Genomic DNA, 16,856 nt, shown 5'->3' with positions numbered 1-16,856 from the left:
TCCCATGAGGACTGTCACATCCCTTTGCGGGAACGGCGATGCGCGCTCCGGCCAAGAAGTCAGCGTGAACGAGATGCTGTTGATCAGCCGGCTCGCCGACGAGATCCCGCCGATGTCCGTCGAGGCGTTCGAGTCGGGCCGCAAACGTCTGCTGGCCCGGCATCGCTGGGTGGCCGCACGCAAGATCGTGCGCGTGCTGTGGTTCGTGGCGCTGGCCGCGGTGCCGATCTCCTTGACAGGTTTGGGTTTCTACTTCCTCGACCTGCAGGTGTACCGCACGGGAGGGGAGGCGTGGCTGCAGGGGCAAGCGCTCTACGTCGACTTCCCGGGCTCCCTGGAGGGACCGCGCCTGCCGTTCACCTATCCGCCGATCGCCGCGGTGCTCTTCAGCGGGCTGACGTTCCTGCCGGTGTGGGCGGCGAACTCGCTCGTGGTGGCGGTGAACTTCCTGTGCCTGTCGGTGGTCAGCGTCCTTGTCACCGCGCGGCTCACCCAGCGCGCGAACGTCGTGTGGACCGTCGGGCCCGCCGTCGCGGTCCTCGGGGTGGCGCTGGAACCGGTGATCTCGACGTTCCTGTTCGGCCAGGTCAACCTCGTGCTGATGGCGCTCGTGGTGGTGGACTGCCTGGCGGTGCGTGATCCCCGGTTCCGCGGCCTGCTGGTCGGGGTGGCCGCCTCGATCAAGCTGACGCCGCTGGTCTTCCTGCTGTACTTCCTGGTGCGCAAGGAATGGCGCGCGGCGGCGATGTCGCTGGTGGCCTTCGCGGGGATGGCCTTGCTGGGTTTTCTGTTCGCCTTGAAGGACTCCGCGGAGTTCTGGTTCCACGCGCTGCTCGACCCGGGCCGCGCCGGTGGTCTCGCGTACATGACGAACCAGTCGTTGCGCGGCGTGCTGCACCGGATCAACCCCGGCGAGCACGCGGAGTCGTTGCTGTGGATGGGATTGTCGCTGGTCGTCGTGACGCTCGCGGTCGTGGCGGCGTACCGGGCGCGCACCGAGGTCGCGGCGCTGACCGCGATCGCCACCGCGGGCCTGCTCGTCTCGCCGGTGTCCTGGTCGCACCACTGGGTCTGGTGCGTGCCGGCGTTCCTGGCACTGGGTTTCGCGCGCGGACGCTGGACGTGGCCGGCACTCGGCGCGTTGCTGGTGATCTTCCTCGTGCACCCCTTCACCTGGCTGCCGAGCACCGGTGACAAGGAGATGCTGTGGTCCTGGCAGCAACACGTCTACGGCGACGCGTACACGTGGGTCGCGATCATCGGCCTGGCGGCGGCGTTCGCCGCCACCAGGCCGGAGCTCAGCAGCGCCGCACGCGCACCGCGCCGCGGCTGGATTCCACGTTCGCGAAGCTGAGCCGGTCGGGGTCCGCGCCGCCGAGCGCGACGCGGACCTCGGCGTTGATGTTGACGTTTCGCTTCTCCCCGCACGCAGCCCACTGGATCTCGTCCGAGTCCGGGCGGTAGCGGGTCTGCCAGCTGCCGCTGAACGGCCCGGTGAACGGCTGGTTCACGCTCGCGGTGGGCGAGGTGCCCTGCAGGTAGGTGCTCACCCGGCTGAGTCCGGTGGCGCCGCTCTGCAGGTGCGTGTAGCCCTCGTAGGTGGTTCTCGCGAGCCCGTAGGTGAAGCCCTGCGGCACGTTGACCCGCAGGCTGATCTGGCAGTTCTTGCGCGCGTCGACCGGTGACGAGCCGTTGCCCGCCCTGGCCAGGAACGTGTGGTAGCCGATCGTGAACGTCCGGCCGTCGGTCTGGACGTCGGCGGCGCCCGCCGCGCAGCCCGAGCCGTTGACGGTCACGACCTCCAGGACCGGTGCTTCTTCCTGCGCCGGTGCGAGGGCGGATAGGGCGATGAGTGCTGCCGCTGCCGTGGTGAGCATGAGGAACCTCTCCGAGGGGTCCGTGGCGGCGGCAGCACCAGACGCTATGACGGATCGCGGTTCGTCAACTGACGGTCACCTGACGATTCCCGCCCTTCCGTCTTCGCGGCTTCCCGTCTTCAGGGCTTGAACGGGAGCAGTTCCTCCTCGACGCCGGTCCTGACCACCACGCACGTCGACTCCGGCACCTCCTGCCACGCCCCGACCAGGTCGGCCAGCGGCTCGGACACGATGAGCCGCGAGTCGTCGGTGAGGTGGTGCAGCGCCGGGTTGTCCGGGTACTGGCGGCGCAACGTCGACACGTCGGTGCTGTGGTAGAGACTGCGCGACTTCCCGCGACTCGAATACCGGAAAGCCCAGGTAGTCGACCCGTCCGTGACCGCAACGGTCATCTGGATCGGGTACTCCACCCCGGCCCGCCGCCCGACGTCCTCGACGAACTCGACCATGCGCGCCACCCCGGCCGGCGGATCCTGCTCCAGCCCGAAGCTGACGGCCAGGTAGAACATCACCTCCGAGTCCGTCGACCCCTCGATCAGCGGGAACAGCACGGGGTCGATCGCCAGCATCAGCTCCCGCCGCACCAGCGGGAACTTCGCGATCAGCCCGTTGTGCATCCACAGCCAGTTCTGATGCCGGAACGGATGGCAGTTCGACCGCTGCACCGCCCCGCCCGTGGACGCCCGCACGTGCGCGAACACCCGGTCGACGGTGATCTGCGCGGACAGTTCCCGCAGGTTGCGGTCGTTCCAGGCGGGCTCGGTGCTCAGGAAGAGACCAGGAGTGCTCGTGCTGCCATACCAGCCGATGCCGAACCCGTCGCCGTTCACCGCCGTCGCACCCAGCCGAGCGTGCTTCGACTGCATGACGAGCGAGTTCTCCGGCGCGTAGAGCAACTCCTCCAGCAACACCGGCGAACCGGAATACGCGAGCCACCGGCACATGACGACCTCCTCGAACCCAGCGTTACATGGGAACACGTAGCAGACCGCGATGGGAGGTTTGCGGCGACGCGCCTTTCTCGGGCAGCATGGCGAGGGTGACGGTCCCTCCCGGCTTACGGCAGCCGCCCTACGAACAGCCGCGCGGGAACTTCGAGACGATCGAGGTCTACGCACCGGTCGTGCAGGTGCCGCCCCAGCCTCAACCCGAGCCTGCGCCCGTCCAGGAGCCCGAGGACCGCTCGGACCTCGCCGTCATCGGCCCGATCGCGGCGCTCGTGCTCGCCCTGACGATCTGCACCCTGATCCTCGACCACCCGGCCGCCCGCGCTGTGGCCGCGGGCCTCGCCACCCTCGGCCTGATCGTCGCCGTGACGCTCATGCTGATGGGCAAGAAGCCGCAGCCAGGCCGGCACGTGGCCCGGCACGCCATCGATCCCGAGGCGACGGACCGGATCGCGCCGCCTGGGTGGGGGACGACCGACCGGCGTCGGTGACCGGGCCGGCCACTTCGGGGTTCGCTGCGGCCGGGCCTTGTGGGGCGGCACGGCTGGACCTTGCGGTAGGCACCGCAGTGCTTTCTGGGTGTGCGGTAGCAGGACTTTCTGGCGTGGACTTGCCGCGTCTTCGGGCACGTTGGGGCGGTGCTTTCCGGCGTGCGCCGCAGTGTTCTCGGGGTGCGCGGCAGTAGGACTTTCTGGCGTGACATCGCCGCGTCTTCGGGCACGTTGGGGCGGTGCTTTCCGGCGTGCGCCGCAGTGCATTCGGGGTGTGCGGCAGCAGGACTTTCTGGCGTGGACTTGCCGCGTCTTCGGGCACGTTGGGGCGGTGCCTTCCGGCGTGCGCCGCAGTGTTCTCGGGGTGTGCGGCAGCAGGATTCTGGCGTGGATTCGCCGGGTCTTCGGACACGCTGGGCAGTGCAATCCGGCGTGGCACCGGAGCGCTTCCTGCACGTCGCGGCAGGACCTTCTGGCACGCCACCACGGCTGGACCTTCCGGCGTGCAACGGCTGGACCTCGCGGTATGGCACACCGCAGTGCCTTCGGGGCGTGCGGCAAGACGACCTTCTGGCGTGCCATCGGAGCGTCTTCGGGCGCGCTGAGGCAGCGCCTTCCGGCGTGGCACCGCAGCGCTTCCCGCACGCCGCAGCAGTGCCTTCCAGCGTGGCAACGTGCCGCCTTTCCGGCGCGCTGGGGCAGCGCGTTCCGGCTTGGCACGCGGCGCCTTTCCGGCGCGCCGCAGCAGCGGCTTCTGGCGTGGCAACGCGGTGCCTTCCGGCACGTCCCGTCCAGGTCCGGAGCCAGCGGTCCGCGGTTCCGGCGGGCCTGCGAGTGCTCATGGGCAAGGTGTCGGCGGCGTCGTGACCACCCTGCTGGCCTGACCTGAGCCCGGACCCGGACCCGGACCGGCCCTGGACCGTCTGTACCTCGTGGGAACGGCCCCGCCCGCCTTACCGCAGGGTCGCGAGGCCCGCCTTCGCGAACTTCTCGTCCAGGTCGCCGCTCGGTGCGCCGCCGACGCCGATGCCTGCCACGGGGGTGCCGTCCACCGCCACCGGCACGCCGCCGCCCAGGAACAACGTGCCCGGGATGTCGCGGAGTGTCGCGCCCTGGCCTGTGACGCGGCCGGCCAGTTCGGAGGTCGGGGCGTTGAACGACACCGCGGTGAAGGCCTTGCGCTTTGCGGACTCCTCGGTCTGCGGGCCCGCTCCGTCGCCTGCCAGCAGCACCACCAGGTCGCCGCTGCGGTCTACGACGGCCACGGTGACGCGCTGGTTCTCCTTCTCCGCGGCGTCGAGGGTGGCCTGGGCGGCCCTGATCGCCGCGTCGATGGTCAGCACCTTCTCCGTGCGGGTGGTGGTGCGCTGGTCGGCTGCCGCGTAGCCGCCGCCGATGCTCAGCACTACGAGGGTGGCGATTGCGATCTTCTTGAGGTTCATGGGGGTAACGGTGCTCTGGTCGGGGTGGGGAATCGTGGTGGTGATGGTTGAAGATGGGTTCAACCCATCGGTTGACCCGCTGGTCCCGCTGGGTCGCCTAATGTCGCCGGAGTGTGGCTGAACAGGGCGATGCACGCCGGTTTCTACGTGCTGCTGACGGCGTCGGCGGCGCGGTACGTCGCGTACCACGGCGCCGATCTCGTCGTGCTCGGGCTGGCTCTCGCGCTGGGGCTCGTCTATCCCGCGAGCGTGCGGTGGACGCGGGCGCTGCCGGTCGTGCTCGTCGTGTGGCTGGTGCTGGTGTGGCTGGCGCCGAGCTTCGGCTGGTGCGCGATCCCGTTGTTCTTCCAGTGCCTGCGCCAGCTCAAACCTCGGGTGGCGCTGCCGATCGCGGGCGTGCTGACGGCGGCCGTGGTGCTGGCCCAGATCAGGCTGGCCACCACGTTCGACTGGTCGCTGGTGCTCGGCCCGGTCGGTGTCGCGGTGCTGACGGCGGCGGTGTTCTTCGACCGCGCCCGGCTGTTGCACGAGGCCGGTGCCCTGGAAGAGCGGCAGCGGCTGGCGCGGGAGATCCACGACACGCTCGCGCAGGGTTTCTCCAGCATCAACCTGCTGCTCTCCCTGGGCGAGACCGCGAAGGCCGCCGAGGTCGCGCGGGAGAACCTGGGCGAGGCCCGCCGGTTCGTGCGCGACCTGACGCCGATCCACGGCACGCTGGTCGAGGCACTGCACCGGCTGGTTCCGCACGTGGAGATCGACGGCCATCCGTACGCGCTGAGCGTGCAGACGGAGGTGGCGTTGCTGCGGGTCGCACAGGGTGCGGTGGCCAACGTCTTCGAGCACTCCGGAGCGGGCCGGGTGGCGATCACGCTGTCGTACCTGGGCGACGCGGTGACGATGGACGTGGTGGACGACGGCGTCGGCTTCGACCCGGCGGAGGTGAAGACCGCGCACGGCCGCGGCTACGGCCTGGCGTCCATTCGCGGCCGCATCACCGAACTCGGCGGCACCGTGTCCGTGGAGAGCGCGCCGGGGGAGGGAACCGCGGTGGCCGTGACGGTGCCGACGCCATGAGGGTGTTGGTGGTCGACGACCACCCGGTGGTCCGCTTCGGGCTGGTCGGGTTGCTGTCGCGCGACTTCGAGGTGATCGAGGCCGCGACCGGCGAGGAGTCCCTGGGCAAGGCGTCCACGGTGGACGTCGTGCTGATGGATCTCCAGCTGGGCAAGGGAATCGACGGGGTGGAGGCCACCAGGCAGATCCGCGCCATGGAGAACGGCCCGCAGGTCGTGATCCTGACTACCTACGACGCGGACTCGGACATCGTGCGGGCCGTCGAAGCGGGCGCCATCGGCTACCTGCTCAAGGGTTGCGAGCCCGAAGACCTGGCCAAAGCCGTGCGCACGGCGTCGATGGGCCAGACCGTGCTCTCGCCGGACATCGCGCAACGGCTGCTGGGCCAGGTCCGCGACCCCGCGCCGAAGGTCAGCAAGCGCGAGATCCAGATCCTCGAGTGCCTCGCCAAGGGCCTCGCCAACCGGGACATAGCGAAGGAGCTGTTCATCAGCCAGGCCACCGTGAAGACCCATCTGGTGCGGATCTTCGTGAAGCTCGGCGTGGAGACCAGGACGGCGGCCGTCACGACCGCCGTCGAACGCAAACTGATCCGCATCTGAGACGCGTCCTGCACGCCGTTGATCAGGTGTGCGGATCAGGTTTGGGCGGACCCGCTCGAGGCTCTGGTGTGATCACACCAGAGCCGGGGGCATTCGTGGTTCAGGAACGCACGCTGGGGCGGGTCACTGCGATGCGTCCGTCGACTTCTTGTACGCGTCGTACTGCCTCTTCGCCTCCTTCACCTCCTTGACCGTGCACCAGCCGTGCGCGTCGGAGGTCGGGATGTCGTGGATGCAGACCTTTTCCTCCTTGTTCACGTTCTTGGTGCCCGCGGTCACCGCGACCGAGCCGAAGTAGTGGGCTGTTGCGCCGGTCTTGAAGATCACGCACCAGTCGCCGTACTCGACACCGACGACGCCGGGGATGACGTAGATGCCGGGCGGAGCGTTGGGGTCGAGCGTGCCCGCGGGATAGCTGGCATCGATCACGGTGCCCTTCCACAGCTCGCCGACGGCCTGGTTGAACGTGCGATGCACCAGGTACATCCCCCGCTCGCGGATCATCATCTTCACCAGGGTCTCGACCGACAGGTGCCGCGACTCGTCGGCGGCGGGCTTGTCCGAACCTCCCGCCGGCCCTCCGGTCTGGGTGCTGTTGCCGACCGGGGTGCTGTTGCCGGTCTGGGAAGGCTGCTGCAGCCACGAGGGCAGCCATGCCGGCGCCACGATCTGGGCCAAGAACTGCGGGATCACGTGAAGGGTCAGGGAGTCCACCCACTGTCCGCGATGCGCCCACTGGAACCAGTCCTGCCCACGGGGAATGGCGGGTACCGCGGTCGAGAGGGACCGCCGGACCGACTGGCGCACAGTGCGCCGGACCTGCACGCGCAGGGCCACCATCATCGAGGTCATCGGCCGTCCTCCGTCAAACCGCCTGCGGCGAACTCGGCGAGCGCCGCCTTGGTGTCCTCGGCGATCCAGACCAGCAACTCCTGCTCGCTGACCTGCGCCCACTGCTCGGGGTTCGCCTTCGCGGCCTTGGCGAGGTCGGCTGCGATGCCCGCGGCGATCCGCTCAGCCATCCCGCTCGTGGACGGCGGCTGGACGTCCGTGGTCGCCTTGCCGCCCGCCACCGCCGGTTTCTGCGGGGTCGTGCTGCCGGCCTCCGCGATCTTCGGGTTTCGTTTGGATAAGTGTGTTTCCTCCATGGTGCGGAGTATGCCTGGGGGGATGATCCGCGGACCATGGATTCGACAGGCAGTTTGCGCAGAGCTGTTGTAGGTGTCCCGTAAGGGAAAACGGAGCCTGGCGACGATCTGTGATCCCGGTCTGCGGTGAGCCGAACCCCGTCACGCCCGAACGCTGCACGGCCTGGGAGCGGTGACCAGGTCTAGTCGTCCAGCGACGGCGGCGTCGTGCGCGTCAACCGCGGATCCGGCTGACCACCCGACATCGCGAGCATCCCCCGCAACACCCGCAGCAACTTCGCCAGCCCGCTCGGCTTGCGCCGGTCGATCCCGCCGATCACCTGCTTGAGCACCGACAGCTGGTCGAAGTAGATCCGCTCGGTCACCAGGTTCTCGTCGGCGTCGAAGATGAAGTACGCGTTCATCCGCGTGCGGTGCTTGCCGCCGGTCGCCGGGATCTTGCCCAACGGACCGAGGTGCGTGCCGATCAGCCAGAACTCCACGATGACGGCGTCGACGCTGTGCCGGAACGAGATCAGCTCGTGGTTCTGGTCGGGGAACGCCACACGCGTGTCGGTGTAGTACTGCCGCACCGCCTGGTCGCCGTCGTGGACGACCATCTGGGCGATGATCTCGTAGTGGGGGTGGGGGAACGTCGAGAGCGTGGCGTCCCAGTCGTGCGCCACCTCGTCGTGGAAGTGGTCCAGCACCAGCTTTTCGCGGGCCTGCAGTACTTCCCTGGACGGCAGGGTGAAGCGGTCGGACATCACGAAGCTCCTCAGTGGACGATCTGGCCGTGGCTGAACGTGGGCCTGGTGCCGGGGTTCGTCCAGGCACCGGTGAGTTCGCTGGAGGGGAAGAACTGCAGGAACCTCGGGTCGGCCTGGCTGCGGTCGGCGAGGGTCTTCTCGAGGATGATCGAGTTGTACTGGTCGGCGGTGCTCTCGATGCTGTTCGCGTTGAGCACGACCTCCTGCTGCCACCGGCGCGACCAGGAGGCGAGGCCGGGCAACTTCGAATGTTCCGGGGTCAGGGCTTCGGCGGCGATCACGTTCTCGCTGCTCACCCAGATGCCCGTGGACGTGTTGACGACGAGGCTCTGGTTGCCGAAGACGTGGCCGGGGGTCTTGATCACCGCGACGCCGGGGCCCAGCACGACGGAGCCGTCGATCGGCAGGAACGCCTCCGGTGGCAGGTCGCGGTAGGTCGACGGCTGGTACCAGGGCTTCTGCAACGGGTGCAGGTCGGTCAGGGCCGCCAACTCGTCGCGCTGCACGATCACCTTGGCGTTCGGGAAGTACGGCGTGGGGCCGATCCAGCGCCGCAGGTCCTGGGTGTGCAGGTGGTCGAACATCAGGTAGTCGACGTCCTCGGGCGCGATGCCGAGCCGGTCGAGGTGGCCGGGCACGGTGCCGTGGACCTTGACCACGCGCCGTTCGACCACGTCCGGCGTCTTCGCCGACAGGTCCTCGAAGTACGGCGTGTAGCGGCCGTATTCGTGGTCGCTCGGCTCGAACAGCAGGATCCGCTCCCGGTCGCCGTCCGTCCAGCGGATCACCAGCATGCGGTTGGTGATCGACAGGAACGGCGCGATCGCCCGCGAGGCCCGGAACAGGCCGAACCGCGTCGGGTACGGCAGCGTCACCAGGTCGCGCGTCACGATGCTGTCCGGTGTGCCGGTCGTGGCGAACTCCCGCCGGAACGCCCCGCCCCTGTCACGAACGACGCGCAGCCGGGCGCCGGGTCCGCCCTCGACGTCCAGGTGGTCGAGCGTGTCGATGCTGGTGAAGCTCATCATCCCCTCCAATACCCACACTGTGGGTTATTTGGAGGTTAAACCCACGCTGTGGATATCCGCAAGGCACAATGGCCGGGTGACTGAAACGCGCCGAGGTCGTCCGCGCACGCCGCTGCTGTCCCGCGAGTCGATCGTGGCGGCGACGCTGCAGGTCATCGACTCCGAAGGCGTGGCGGCGGTGGGCATGCGCTCGGTCGCGCGGGCACTCGGCGTCGACGCGAAGAGCCTCTACAACCACGTCGACGGCAAGGACGGGTTGCTCGACGCCGTCGCCGAGCACTTGCTGGGTGGCCTGGTCATCCCCGAACCCACGGGCGACGCGCGCCGTGACCTGCACGCCGTCGCCGAGGCCTTCCGCGAGCGGGCCCTGGCCCACCCCGGCGCCGCGCCGCTCGTGCTCACCCGGCAGCTGTCGTCGCTGGAGGGGCTCGCGCCGGTCGACGCGGTGCTGGCCGTGCTGCTCGCCGCGGGCGCCGGGCCCGAGGAGTCCGTGCACCTGCTGCGGATGCTGCTCGCCACGCTGATCGGCACGTTGTTGCGGGAGGTGTCGGCGGCACCGACGTTCGGCGGTGACGACGGACGACGCCGTGGCGCGCTGGAGGCGTCGGGGCTGACGGCGGTGGCCAGGACCGCACCGCACCTCGCCGAGTTCGACCGCGCGGCCGAGTTCGAGTACACGGTGGACCTCGCGATCACGGCCGTGCTCGACCGGATCGACCGTCAGCGGTCGGGATCCAGGTCCTCGTAGAGCCCCTGCACCAGCCGCCCGGTCAGCTCGTCGCCGGAGGTCTCGATCAACGCCCAGCCTGGAGTGCCGGCGTCGTCGTCGGGATCGTCCAGGAAGTACAGGGCCGAGTGCAGCGCCTCGAACGCGACCATGCGCGCGAACGCTCCCAGATCGTCCGGGGACGCGCCGAGAGCCGCGAGCCGGGAGCGGGCGGCCTCACCGCGTTCGAAGGTCGGGCCGGGGCCGTGCCGGTCGACGATCTCCCACATGCCGCGCAGGAACCGCATCCGCGCTAGCTGCGGGATGTTCTCGTCGTCGTGGAGATCCATGCCGGACAGCATGCCCGTTGATCTTCACCCAGCGCGCTGGGCCGAACGGCGGCAGAGTGGGCAACCGTGAACCTTCGACGGTGGCCCGTGGTCGCGGCGTCCGGCTTCGTCTTCGCGGCGGTCGTGTACGTCCTCGCGGTGCTCACGAGGGCGGGTCAGACCATCGAGAACGCGGCCCTGCGCGGCGCGGACCAGGACAACGTCACCGAGTCCGACGCCGCCTGGAACGCGCTCGGTCAGATCACCGTGTACTCGCTGGCCGCCGCGGTGGTGGTGGTCGCGCTCGTCGGCGTGTTCAGGAAGCGCTGGGACCTCACGATCGCGGCGGTCGGCGTGATCGTCGCCGGTCAGCTCGTGGTGCAGGTGCTCAAGCGGTTCGTCCTGCCGCGCCCGGCACTCGTCGAGGTCACCGGCGACTACGCGCACAACAGCCTCCCGAGTGGACACACGACCATCGCGATGACCGTGTTGTTCGCCGCGATCATCGTGGTGCCGTGGAAGTGGCGCGGCGTCATGCTGTTCTTCGTGCTGCCGTGGGCGACGGCGATCGGCCAGTACACGCTCACCGCGAAGTGGCACCGCCTCAGTGACACCCTGGCCGCGGACGGCATCGCGCTCGCCGTCGCCGCGCTGGCCGCGTGGTGGTTGCAGCGCAAGGGATCCCTGCAGCCCTACACCGCACCGCGCCGGGTGGGACGCGTTGTGCTGGTCGTCTTCTGGTCCGTCGCCGCGGTGGCGACTCTCGCGCTGGGCGCGATCCTGTGGGGATTCTCGCTGGGCGAGGAGGGTCTGAACGCCGACGAGTGGGTGATCTACCTCGGTGCCGGCACGTTCGCCTCGGCGGGGTCGCTGATCGCCGCGCTGACCTATCTCGCGTGCTGGCGCCGGATCGGGTGACAACCAGTTGATCTCTCGCGCGTCCTGTCTGGTGGAGAGGTTTCCGGAGAAGGGGACAGGACGTTGAGCTTTAACCGACGTGCGGTGCTGACTTTGGGTGCCGGAGCGGCGCTGGCGGTGGCGGTTCCCGCCCAGGCGCACGCTTCGACGATCACCGGCAGGCTGCGCGAACTGGAGAAGCAGCACCACGCACGCCTCGGCGTGTTCGCCACGGACACCGGCACCGGCCGCACGGTGCTGCACCGCGCGGACGAACTCTTCCCGCTGTGCTCGACCTTCAAGACCATCGCGGCCGCCGCGATCCTGCGCAAGGACCGCGACGGGACGTTGCTGGGCAAGGTGATCACCTACACGAAGTCCGAAGTGGACAAGTCCGGGTACGGGCCGATCACCGGCAAGCCCGAGAACCTCGCGAACGGCATGACCGTCTCGGCCCTGTGCGAGGCGACCATCACCTACAGCGACAACTGCGCGGCCAACCTGCTGCTCAGGGAGCTCGGCGGTCCCACGGCGATCAGCCGCTTCAGCCGGTCGATCGGCGACCCGGTCACGCGCCTCGACCGCTACGAACCGGAGCTGAACTCCGCGGAACCCGGCCGCGTCACCGACACGACCTCCCCGCGCGCCATCGGCCAGAGCTACGCGCGCCTGACGCTCGGTCACGCCCTCAACAGCAACGACGCCGACCAGCTCACGAAGTGGTTGCTGGCCAACACGACCGGTGGCAACCGCATTCGCGCCGGACTGCCCGCCGCGTGGGGCTGGGGCGACAAGACCGGCACGGGCAGCTACGGCACGACCAACGACGCCGGCATCGCGTTCCCGCCCGGCCGCGCGCCGATCGTGATCGCGGTCCTGTCGACCCGCAAGGACGAACCGACCGGCGGCGCCGACGAACCGCTGCTCGCCAAGACCGCGGAACTGGTGGCGGCGACCTTCAGCTGACCGGAATCCCGGCGAGCGGTCTGGAGGAGTCCAGGCCGCTCCGCCAACCGGCCCATCAGCCGCCGCCTTGCAATCGAACGCTAGTCGAATGCGCCTTCACCGGTTACGGTGCAATGCGAATCTCGTTCACGTTCCCAAAGGCGGCGGCGATGCGGCGAGCGGTTCTCCTGGTGGTCCTGTTCCTCCTCTCCCTCACGGTCACACCGGCACGCGCGGAGTTCGACGGCTCCGAGCTGCGGGTGTCCGGCGGGGTCTTCCGCGACGAACACGGCCGTGAGGTGGTGTTGCGCGGGTTCAACGTCTCCGGCACGGCGAAACTCGCCGAGTACCGCGGACTCCCGTTCGCGAGTACGGCGGACGCGCGCAAGTCCGCGCGGGCCATGAAACAGCTGACCGGTGCGAACGCCGTGCGGTTCCTGCTGACCTGGGCGTGGATCGAACCGCAACGCGGCCAGATCGACCACACCTACCTCGACGGCGTGACGGCGCAGCTCCGGACCTTCACCGACGAGGGCATCCGCGTCTACCTCGACTTCCACCAGGACCTCTACTCGCGCCACCTGTTCAACAAGGACAGCTGGTACACCGGCGACGGCGCGCCGGCCTGGGCAGCGAGCGGGTATCCCAAGGAATCGTGCGGGCTCTGCGCCCACTGGGGCCAGAACATGAAGAACAACAACGCGGTCACCGCCGCCACCTACGATTTCTGGCACAACCGCAACGGTGTGCAGGACTCGTTCGTCAACGCGGCCGGCGAGGCTCTCAAGCACGTCAAGGAAGCGTTGCCCGCCAACGAGTTCAAGCTCGTCGTCGGTGCCGACCCGCTCAACGAGCCCTATGCGGGCAAGTACGACGCCGGTCAGACGTCACAAATGTGGGAGCGCGATCTCCTGATGCCGTTCTACCACCGCTTCCGCGCGGAGATGGACGAGGCGGGCTGGACGACCAAGCCCGCTTTCGTGGAACCGCTGGTGTTCTGGAACCAGAACGTCGACTTCTTCGCCGAACCCGGCGGCCTCGCGCTCGTGCCGAACCTCGGCGAGCGATTCGTGTTCAACTCGCACTTCTACGACGGCAAGGCGCAGTCCGGTGTCCTCATGCCGGGCAAGGCGGGGGACGGCCAGTACACCCAGGCGTTCGGCACGATCCGCGACCGCGCCAGGGCACTCGGCACCACCTCGATCGTCTCCGAGTTCGGCCATCCGGTCTCGGGTTTCACCTCCGACAAGACGCCGTCCGTGCTGAAGGCGATCTACCAGGGCCTCGACTCGACGGCATCGGGTGCGCGCTGGTGGTCGGCGCCGCGCGGCAGCGTGATCTCGGGCAGCCAGTGGCACTGGGACACCAACTACGGCCGCCACCGCGAGCTGATGAACGACAACCCGAACAAGGTCAAGACCGACGGCGACGCCATGAACGACGAGCACTTCTCGGCGGTCAAGCTCGACGCGGCCGGGAACCCGGTGCTCACCGTCGACCGCGCGATCGTCGACCGGATCTACCCGCAGGCCGTCGCGGGCACCACGCTCGCGTTCACCTACGAGGACCGCGCGTACCAGACCTGGCAGCAGATCCCGCTGGCGAACGTCCGCACGCTGGTCGGCTCCGCGCCGTTCGCCGTGATCGTCTGGGACTCGAACGGCGGCACCGCGCCGACCGAACTGCACCTGCCGGAGTCGCTGCGCTCGCCGCTCGTCGTCAGCTCGGCGTCCTCGACGGTCGTGGGCGACAAGCTGCTGCTGCGGTCGGGCGCAGGACGACAGTTCGCGCTGGTCACGGCCCCGTCAGGCGGCAACGTCGCGGCGGCGGAGGCCGAGCTCCGCCAGTGGTACGTAAGCTGGTGAAGTGCGAACTAGGCCCACTCTGAGCTGGTCGAATCGGGGCCCGTCGCTGCCGCGCGCCACCACCCTCACCGACGTCGTGCCGATCGTCGCCGAGGGTGGGGTGCTGGTGCTCAGCGGCGCGGGCCTCTCCACCGAGTCCGGCATCCCCGACTACCGCGGCGAGGGCGGGTCCCTGCGCAAGCACACCCCGATGACCTACGACGAGTTCACCACCAGCCAGGCCGGCCGGCAGCGTTACTGGGCGCGCAGTCACGTCGGCTGGCGCACCATCGCCCGCGCGCACCCGAACGCGGGCCACCACGCCGTCACCAGGCTGTCGGGCAAGCTGTCCGGTGTCATCACCCAGAACGTCGACGGCCTGCACCAGGCCGCGGGCTCGCAGGGCGTCGTGGAACTGCACGGCGGACTCGACCGCGTGATCTGCCTGGACTGCCGGCTGCTCTCGCCGCGCATCGACCTCGACCGCCGCCTGCGCGAGGCGAACCCGGACTTCCACGTGACGACGGACGAGGTCAACCCGGACGGCGACGTCTTCCTGCCCGACGAGGCCGTCCGAGGCTTCGAGGTCGTCCCGTGCGCGGAGTGCGGCGGCGTGCTCAAGCCGGACGTCGTGTTCTTCGGCGAGAACGTGCCGCGTTCTCGCGTCGAGCAGTGCTACGAGCTCGTGGACAACGCACGGTCCATGCTCGTCCTCGGTTCGTCGCTGACAGTCATGTCGGGGCTCAGGTTCGTGCGCCGCGCGGCCACCGCCGGAATACCGGTGGTGATCATCAACCGGGGTGAGACGCGCGGTGACGCGCACGCGTCGTTGCGGGTCGACCTGCCGCTCGGAGAATCGCTGACGGAGCTCGCCGACTCAGTTCTGTGACCGGAACTGGTCCAGCACGCGCCGTTCCCGCTTCGTCGGACGCCCCGCGCCCCGGTCGCGCCGGGCGATCGGGAGCTCCACGGGCGGCGGGGGAGTGCGGTCGATGAAGCAGGTCACGGCGATCGTGGCGCCGACGCGCTTCTGGATCACCCGCACCACCTCGACGGTCCAGGTCTTGTCGTTCACGCGAACGCGGACCCGGTCGCCGGGCACGACCGTCGCCGACGCCTTCGCGGGTTTGTCGTTGATGCGCACGTGACCGCCCTTGCACGCCTGGGAGGCGTCGGGGCGGGTCTTGGTCAACCGGACCGCCCACAGCCAGCGGTCGATGCGCGTGGACTCCACCCCGCCATCATGGCACGCGGGAGAACGCGCCCGGTCCGCTCCTAAGCCTCCACTGTGGACTGCAGGCCGAGCATCCTCGCGAGGCCCGTCAGTTCCAGCACCCGTGTCACCTGCTCCGATGCGGCGGAGAGCTTCAGCCCACCCGCGGCGGCCGACGCGCGGGCGTGCCCGCGCACGAGAGCGCTCACCCCACTGGAGTCGCAGAACGTGACCCCTGTCAGGTCGAGCACGACGTAGCGGTGGCCGTTGTCGAGGAGGCGGTCGAGCCGCGTGAGCAGCCGTTCCGAGCCGGAGCCGGCGAGCTCGCCGGACACCGTGACGAGGGTGGAGGCAGGCGACGACTCGGTCACCGTGACTTCGAGCATTTCGCAGCTGTACCCACTGGTGCCTGTCGCGAAACTGGTTCACGTGCGTGTTCTCCTGACTTCCTTGCCCATCGGCTCCCACCTGCTGCCGGCGATGGTGCCGCTCGCGCGGGCGTTCCGGCAGCGCGGGCACGAGGCGGTGATCGCGACCGGGCCCGCGATGGCACACCTCGAGCACACCGTCGTGATGCCCGACGTCCCGGCGCCGTCCGACCTGGGGCCGCCGCCACCGTGGCTCCCGGAACGCGACGGCGTGCTGAAGGTGCCGCTCTGGTCCTCCCCGCTCGTGGTCACGTCCGCCGCCAACGTCCTCGACTTCGCCCGCACCTGGCGTCCCGACGTCCTCGTGCGCGAGACCAGCGAATACGGCGGCCAGATCGCTGCGGAGGTGCTCGGCATCCCGCACGCCCTGGTCGACATCGCCCCGTTCGCGCCGCTGGAGATCCCGCTGCTCGACGAGCTGATGGACAAGGTCCGCGCCAGGTTCGGCGTCGGCGGGGTGGACCCGGTCCTCACCGCCGGCCTGACCCCCGCGTCGTGGCACCCGGCCCAGCACCACTTCCGCGTGCCGATCGATCGAGCGCCGATCGAGCACGGGCCGGAGATCGTCGCGTCCTTCGGCACCAACACCCGGTGGCTGATGCCGGACTCGAAGCTGCCGCACATCGTCGTGGAGGCGCTCGGCCGGGTCGGCGCGCGGTCCGTCGTCGCGATAGGCCACGGCGAGTGGACCGGCCCGCGCCCGTCGAACGTCCGCCTCGAACCGGAGATCCCGCAGCAACGGCTTCTCGGCACCGCGAAGGTGTTCGTGACGCACGCGGGCTACAGCGGCGTGCGAGAGGCGTTGACGGCGGGAGTGCCGATGGTCGCGGTGCCGTTGTTCGCCGACCAGCCGCGCAACGCCGATCGAATTCAAGATCTCGGCTTGGGCGTGCGGGTGGACGTGAAAGGGCTTTCCGCCGACGTTCTCGCGGAACGGATCCGGCACGTGCTGAACACGAAGACTTATCACGACGTTGCTGAGAACCATGCTTCCCAGATGATCGATCTGGAGGTTTTCGCGAATATTCCTGACCACCTCGTATCCGCTGTGTGACGACATTTTGGTTTTGACCAAAAGCTTCGACGGTAATTTGGTCCGTCTGGAGACTGGCGGTGGGGCAGGTGCTTGTTGGGGA

Annotated in this window: 20 protein-coding genes; 10 read left to right on the top strand and 10 right to left on the bottom strand. The window is 69.2% G+C overall.

All coding sequences use genetic code 11. The features are described from left to right. The first annotated feature begins 73 nt into the window (after positions 1-73). Positions 74-1,354: a glycosyltransferase 87 family protein gene (locus PV646_RS33170; protein ID WP_500346514.1), complete on the top strand. Its 1,281-nt coding sequence runs from the start codon at positions 74-76 to the stop codon at positions 1,352-1,354. On the opposite strand, the gene PV646_RS33165 is transcribed toward PV646_RS33170, so the two are convergent. Together PV646_RS33165 and PV646_RS33160 are read right to left on the bottom strand one after the other, a co-directional pair. After that, entirely contained in the window at positions 1,299-1,877 is a 579-nt protein-coding gene (locus PV646_RS33165) for a DUF4360 domain-containing protein (protein ID WP_500346243.1), read from the bottom strand. The genes PV646_RS33170 and PV646_RS33165 overlap by 56 nt on opposite strands. A 119-nt stretch (positions 1,878-1,996) precedes the next feature. Beyond that, entirely contained in the window at positions 1,997-2,821 is an 825-nt protein-coding gene (locus tag PV646_RS33160; RefSeq protein ID WP_500346242.1) for a class II glutamine amidotransferase, read from the bottom strand. Between the two features lie 95 nt (positions 2,822-2,916). On the opposite strand from PV646_RS33160, the gene PV646_RS33155 reads away from it, so the two are divergent. Next, positions 2,917-3,315: a hypothetical protein gene (locus PV646_RS33155; RefSeq protein WP_500346241.1), complete on the top strand. Its 399-nt coding sequence runs from the start codon at positions 2,917-2,919 to the stop codon at positions 3,313-3,315. 953 nt (positions 3,316-4,268) lie between these two features. Here PV646_RS33155 and PV646_RS33150 read toward each other — a convergent pair. Continuing rightward, positions 4,269-4,757, bottom strand: a complete 489-nt coding sequence (locus PV646_RS33150) for a GlcG/HbpS family heme-binding protein (protein WP_500346240.1) — start codon at positions 4,755-4,757, stop codon at positions 4,269-4,271. A 111-nt stretch (positions 4,758-4,868) separates the two neighbouring features. On the opposite strand from PV646_RS33150, the gene PV646_RS33145 reads away from it, so the two are divergent. After that, positions 4,869-5,831 (top strand): sensor histidine kinase, encoded by a 963-nt coding sequence (locus PV646_RS33145; protein WP_500346239.1) that lies wholly within the window; start codon positions 4,869-4,871, stop codon positions 5,829-5,831. Next, positions 5,828-6,433, top strand: a complete 606-nt coding sequence (locus PV646_RS33140) for a response regulator (RefSeq protein ID WP_500346238.1) — start codon at positions 5,828-5,830, stop codon at positions 6,431-6,433. The genes PV646_RS33145 and PV646_RS33140 overlap by 4 nt, the downstream gene beginning before the upstream one ends. A 123-nt stretch (positions 6,434-6,556) precedes the next feature. Here the strand turns inward: PV646_RS33140 and PV646_RS33135 are convergent, their stop codons facing one another. The 4 genes from PV646_RS33135 to PV646_RS33120 all read right to left on the bottom strand — a co-directional run bounded on the left by PV646_RS33135 (position 6,557) and on the right by PV646_RS33120 (position 9,355). After that, positions 6,557-7,285, bottom strand: a complete 729-nt coding sequence (locus PV646_RS33135; RefSeq protein ID WP_500346237.1) for a hypothetical protein — start codon at positions 7,283-7,285, stop codon at positions 6,557-6,559. After that, entirely contained in the window at positions 7,282-7,581 is a 300-nt protein-coding gene (locus tag PV646_RS33130) for a hypothetical protein (protein WP_500346236.1), read from the bottom strand. The genes PV646_RS33135 and PV646_RS33130 overlap by 4 nt, the downstream gene beginning before the upstream one ends. A gap of 182 nt (positions 7,582-7,763) precedes the next feature. Next, positions 7,764-8,327, bottom strand: a complete 564-nt coding sequence (locus tag PV646_RS33125; protein WP_500346235.1) for an ester cyclase — start codon at positions 8,325-8,327, stop codon at positions 7,764-7,766. Positions 8,328-8,338: 11 nt separating this feature from the next. Beyond that, a complete protein-coding gene (locus PV646_RS33120) occupies positions 8,339-9,355 on the bottom strand; it encodes an MBL fold metallo-hydrolase (protein ID WP_500346234.1) in 1,017 nt (338 codons plus the stop codon). 79 nt (positions 9,356-9,434) lie between these two features. On the opposite strand from PV646_RS33120, the gene PV646_RS33115 reads away from it, so the two are divergent. Continuing rightward, the gene (locus tag PV646_RS33115) at positions 9,435-10,106 is read left to right on the top strand and encodes a TetR/AcrR family transcriptional regulator (RefSeq protein WP_500346233.1); all 672 of its coding nucleotides are present in this window, start codon (positions 9,435-9,437) and stop codon (positions 10,104-10,106) included. On the opposite strand, the gene PV646_RS33110 is transcribed toward PV646_RS33115, so the two are convergent. Next, complete coding sequence (locus PV646_RS33110; RefSeq protein WP_500346232.1) at positions 10,079-10,414, bottom strand: hypothetical protein; 336 nt, start codon at positions 10,412-10,414, stop codon at positions 10,079-10,081. The genes PV646_RS33115 and PV646_RS33110 overlap by 28 nt on opposite strands. A 66-nt stretch (positions 10,415-10,480) precedes the next feature. On the opposite strand from PV646_RS33110, the gene PV646_RS33105 reads away from it, so the two are divergent. From PV646_RS33105 to PV646_RS33090, 4 genes are all read left to right on the top strand, one after another. Continuing rightward, the gene (locus PV646_RS33105) at positions 10,481-11,311 is read left to right on the top strand and encodes a phosphatase PAP2 family protein (RefSeq protein WP_500346231.1); all 831 of its coding nucleotides are present in this window, start codon (positions 10,481-10,483) and stop codon (positions 11,309-11,311) included. A gap of 63 nt (positions 11,312-11,374) precedes the next feature. Beyond that, positions 11,375-12,256: a class A beta-lactamase gene (gene bla, locus PV646_RS33100; RefSeq protein WP_500346230.1), complete on the top strand. Its 882-nt coding sequence runs from the start codon at positions 11,375-11,377 to the stop codon at positions 12,254-12,256. Positions 12,257-12,405: 149 nt separating this feature from the next. Further along, the gene (locus PV646_RS33095; protein ID WP_500346229.1) at positions 12,406-14,100 is read left to right on the top strand and encodes a cellulase family glycosylhydrolase; all 1,695 of its coding nucleotides are present in this window, start codon (positions 12,406-12,408) and stop codon (positions 14,098-14,100) included. Between the two features lies 1 nt (position 14,101). Beyond that, the gene (locus tag PV646_RS33090) at positions 14,102-14,968 is read left to right on the top strand and encodes an NAD-dependent protein deacetylase (protein ID WP_500346228.1); all 867 of its coding nucleotides are present in this window, start codon (positions 14,102-14,104) and stop codon (positions 14,966-14,968) included. Here PV646_RS33090 and PV646_RS33085 read toward each other — a convergent pair. Further along, positions 14,957-15,313 carry an RNA-binding S4 domain-containing protein gene (locus tag PV646_RS33085; RefSeq protein ID WP_500346227.1) on the bottom strand — a complete coding sequence of 119 codons (357 nt, stop codon included), beginning with the start codon at positions 15,311-15,313 and terminating at the stop codon, positions 14,957-14,959. The genes PV646_RS33090 and PV646_RS33085 overlap by 12 nt on opposite strands. A gap of 41 nt (positions 15,314-15,354) precedes the next feature. Continuing rightward, complete coding sequence (locus PV646_RS33080) at positions 15,355-15,678, bottom strand: STAS domain-containing protein (RefSeq protein ID WP_500346226.1); 324 nt, start codon at positions 15,676-15,678, stop codon at positions 15,355-15,357. Positions 15,679-15,721: 43 nt separating this feature from the next. Here PV646_RS33080 and PV646_RS33075 point away from each other — a divergent pair, with 43 nt between their 5' ends. Continuing rightward, positions 15,722-16,774, top strand: a complete 1,053-nt coding sequence (locus PV646_RS33075; RefSeq protein WP_500346225.1) for a glycosyltransferase — start codon at positions 15,722-15,724, stop codon at positions 16,772-16,774. Positions 16,775-16,856: the final 82 nt, after the last annotated feature.

Origin of the sequence: Streptomyces sp. ID05-26A (assembly GCF_033794685.1) — a bacterium.
Taxonomy (GTDB): Bacteria; Actinomycetota; Actinomycetes; order Mycobacteriales; family Pseudonocardiaceae; genus Lentzea.
The sequence above is the reverse complement of the archived record's forward strand: the minus strand, read 5'-3'. Positions and strand labels throughout refer to the sequence as shown.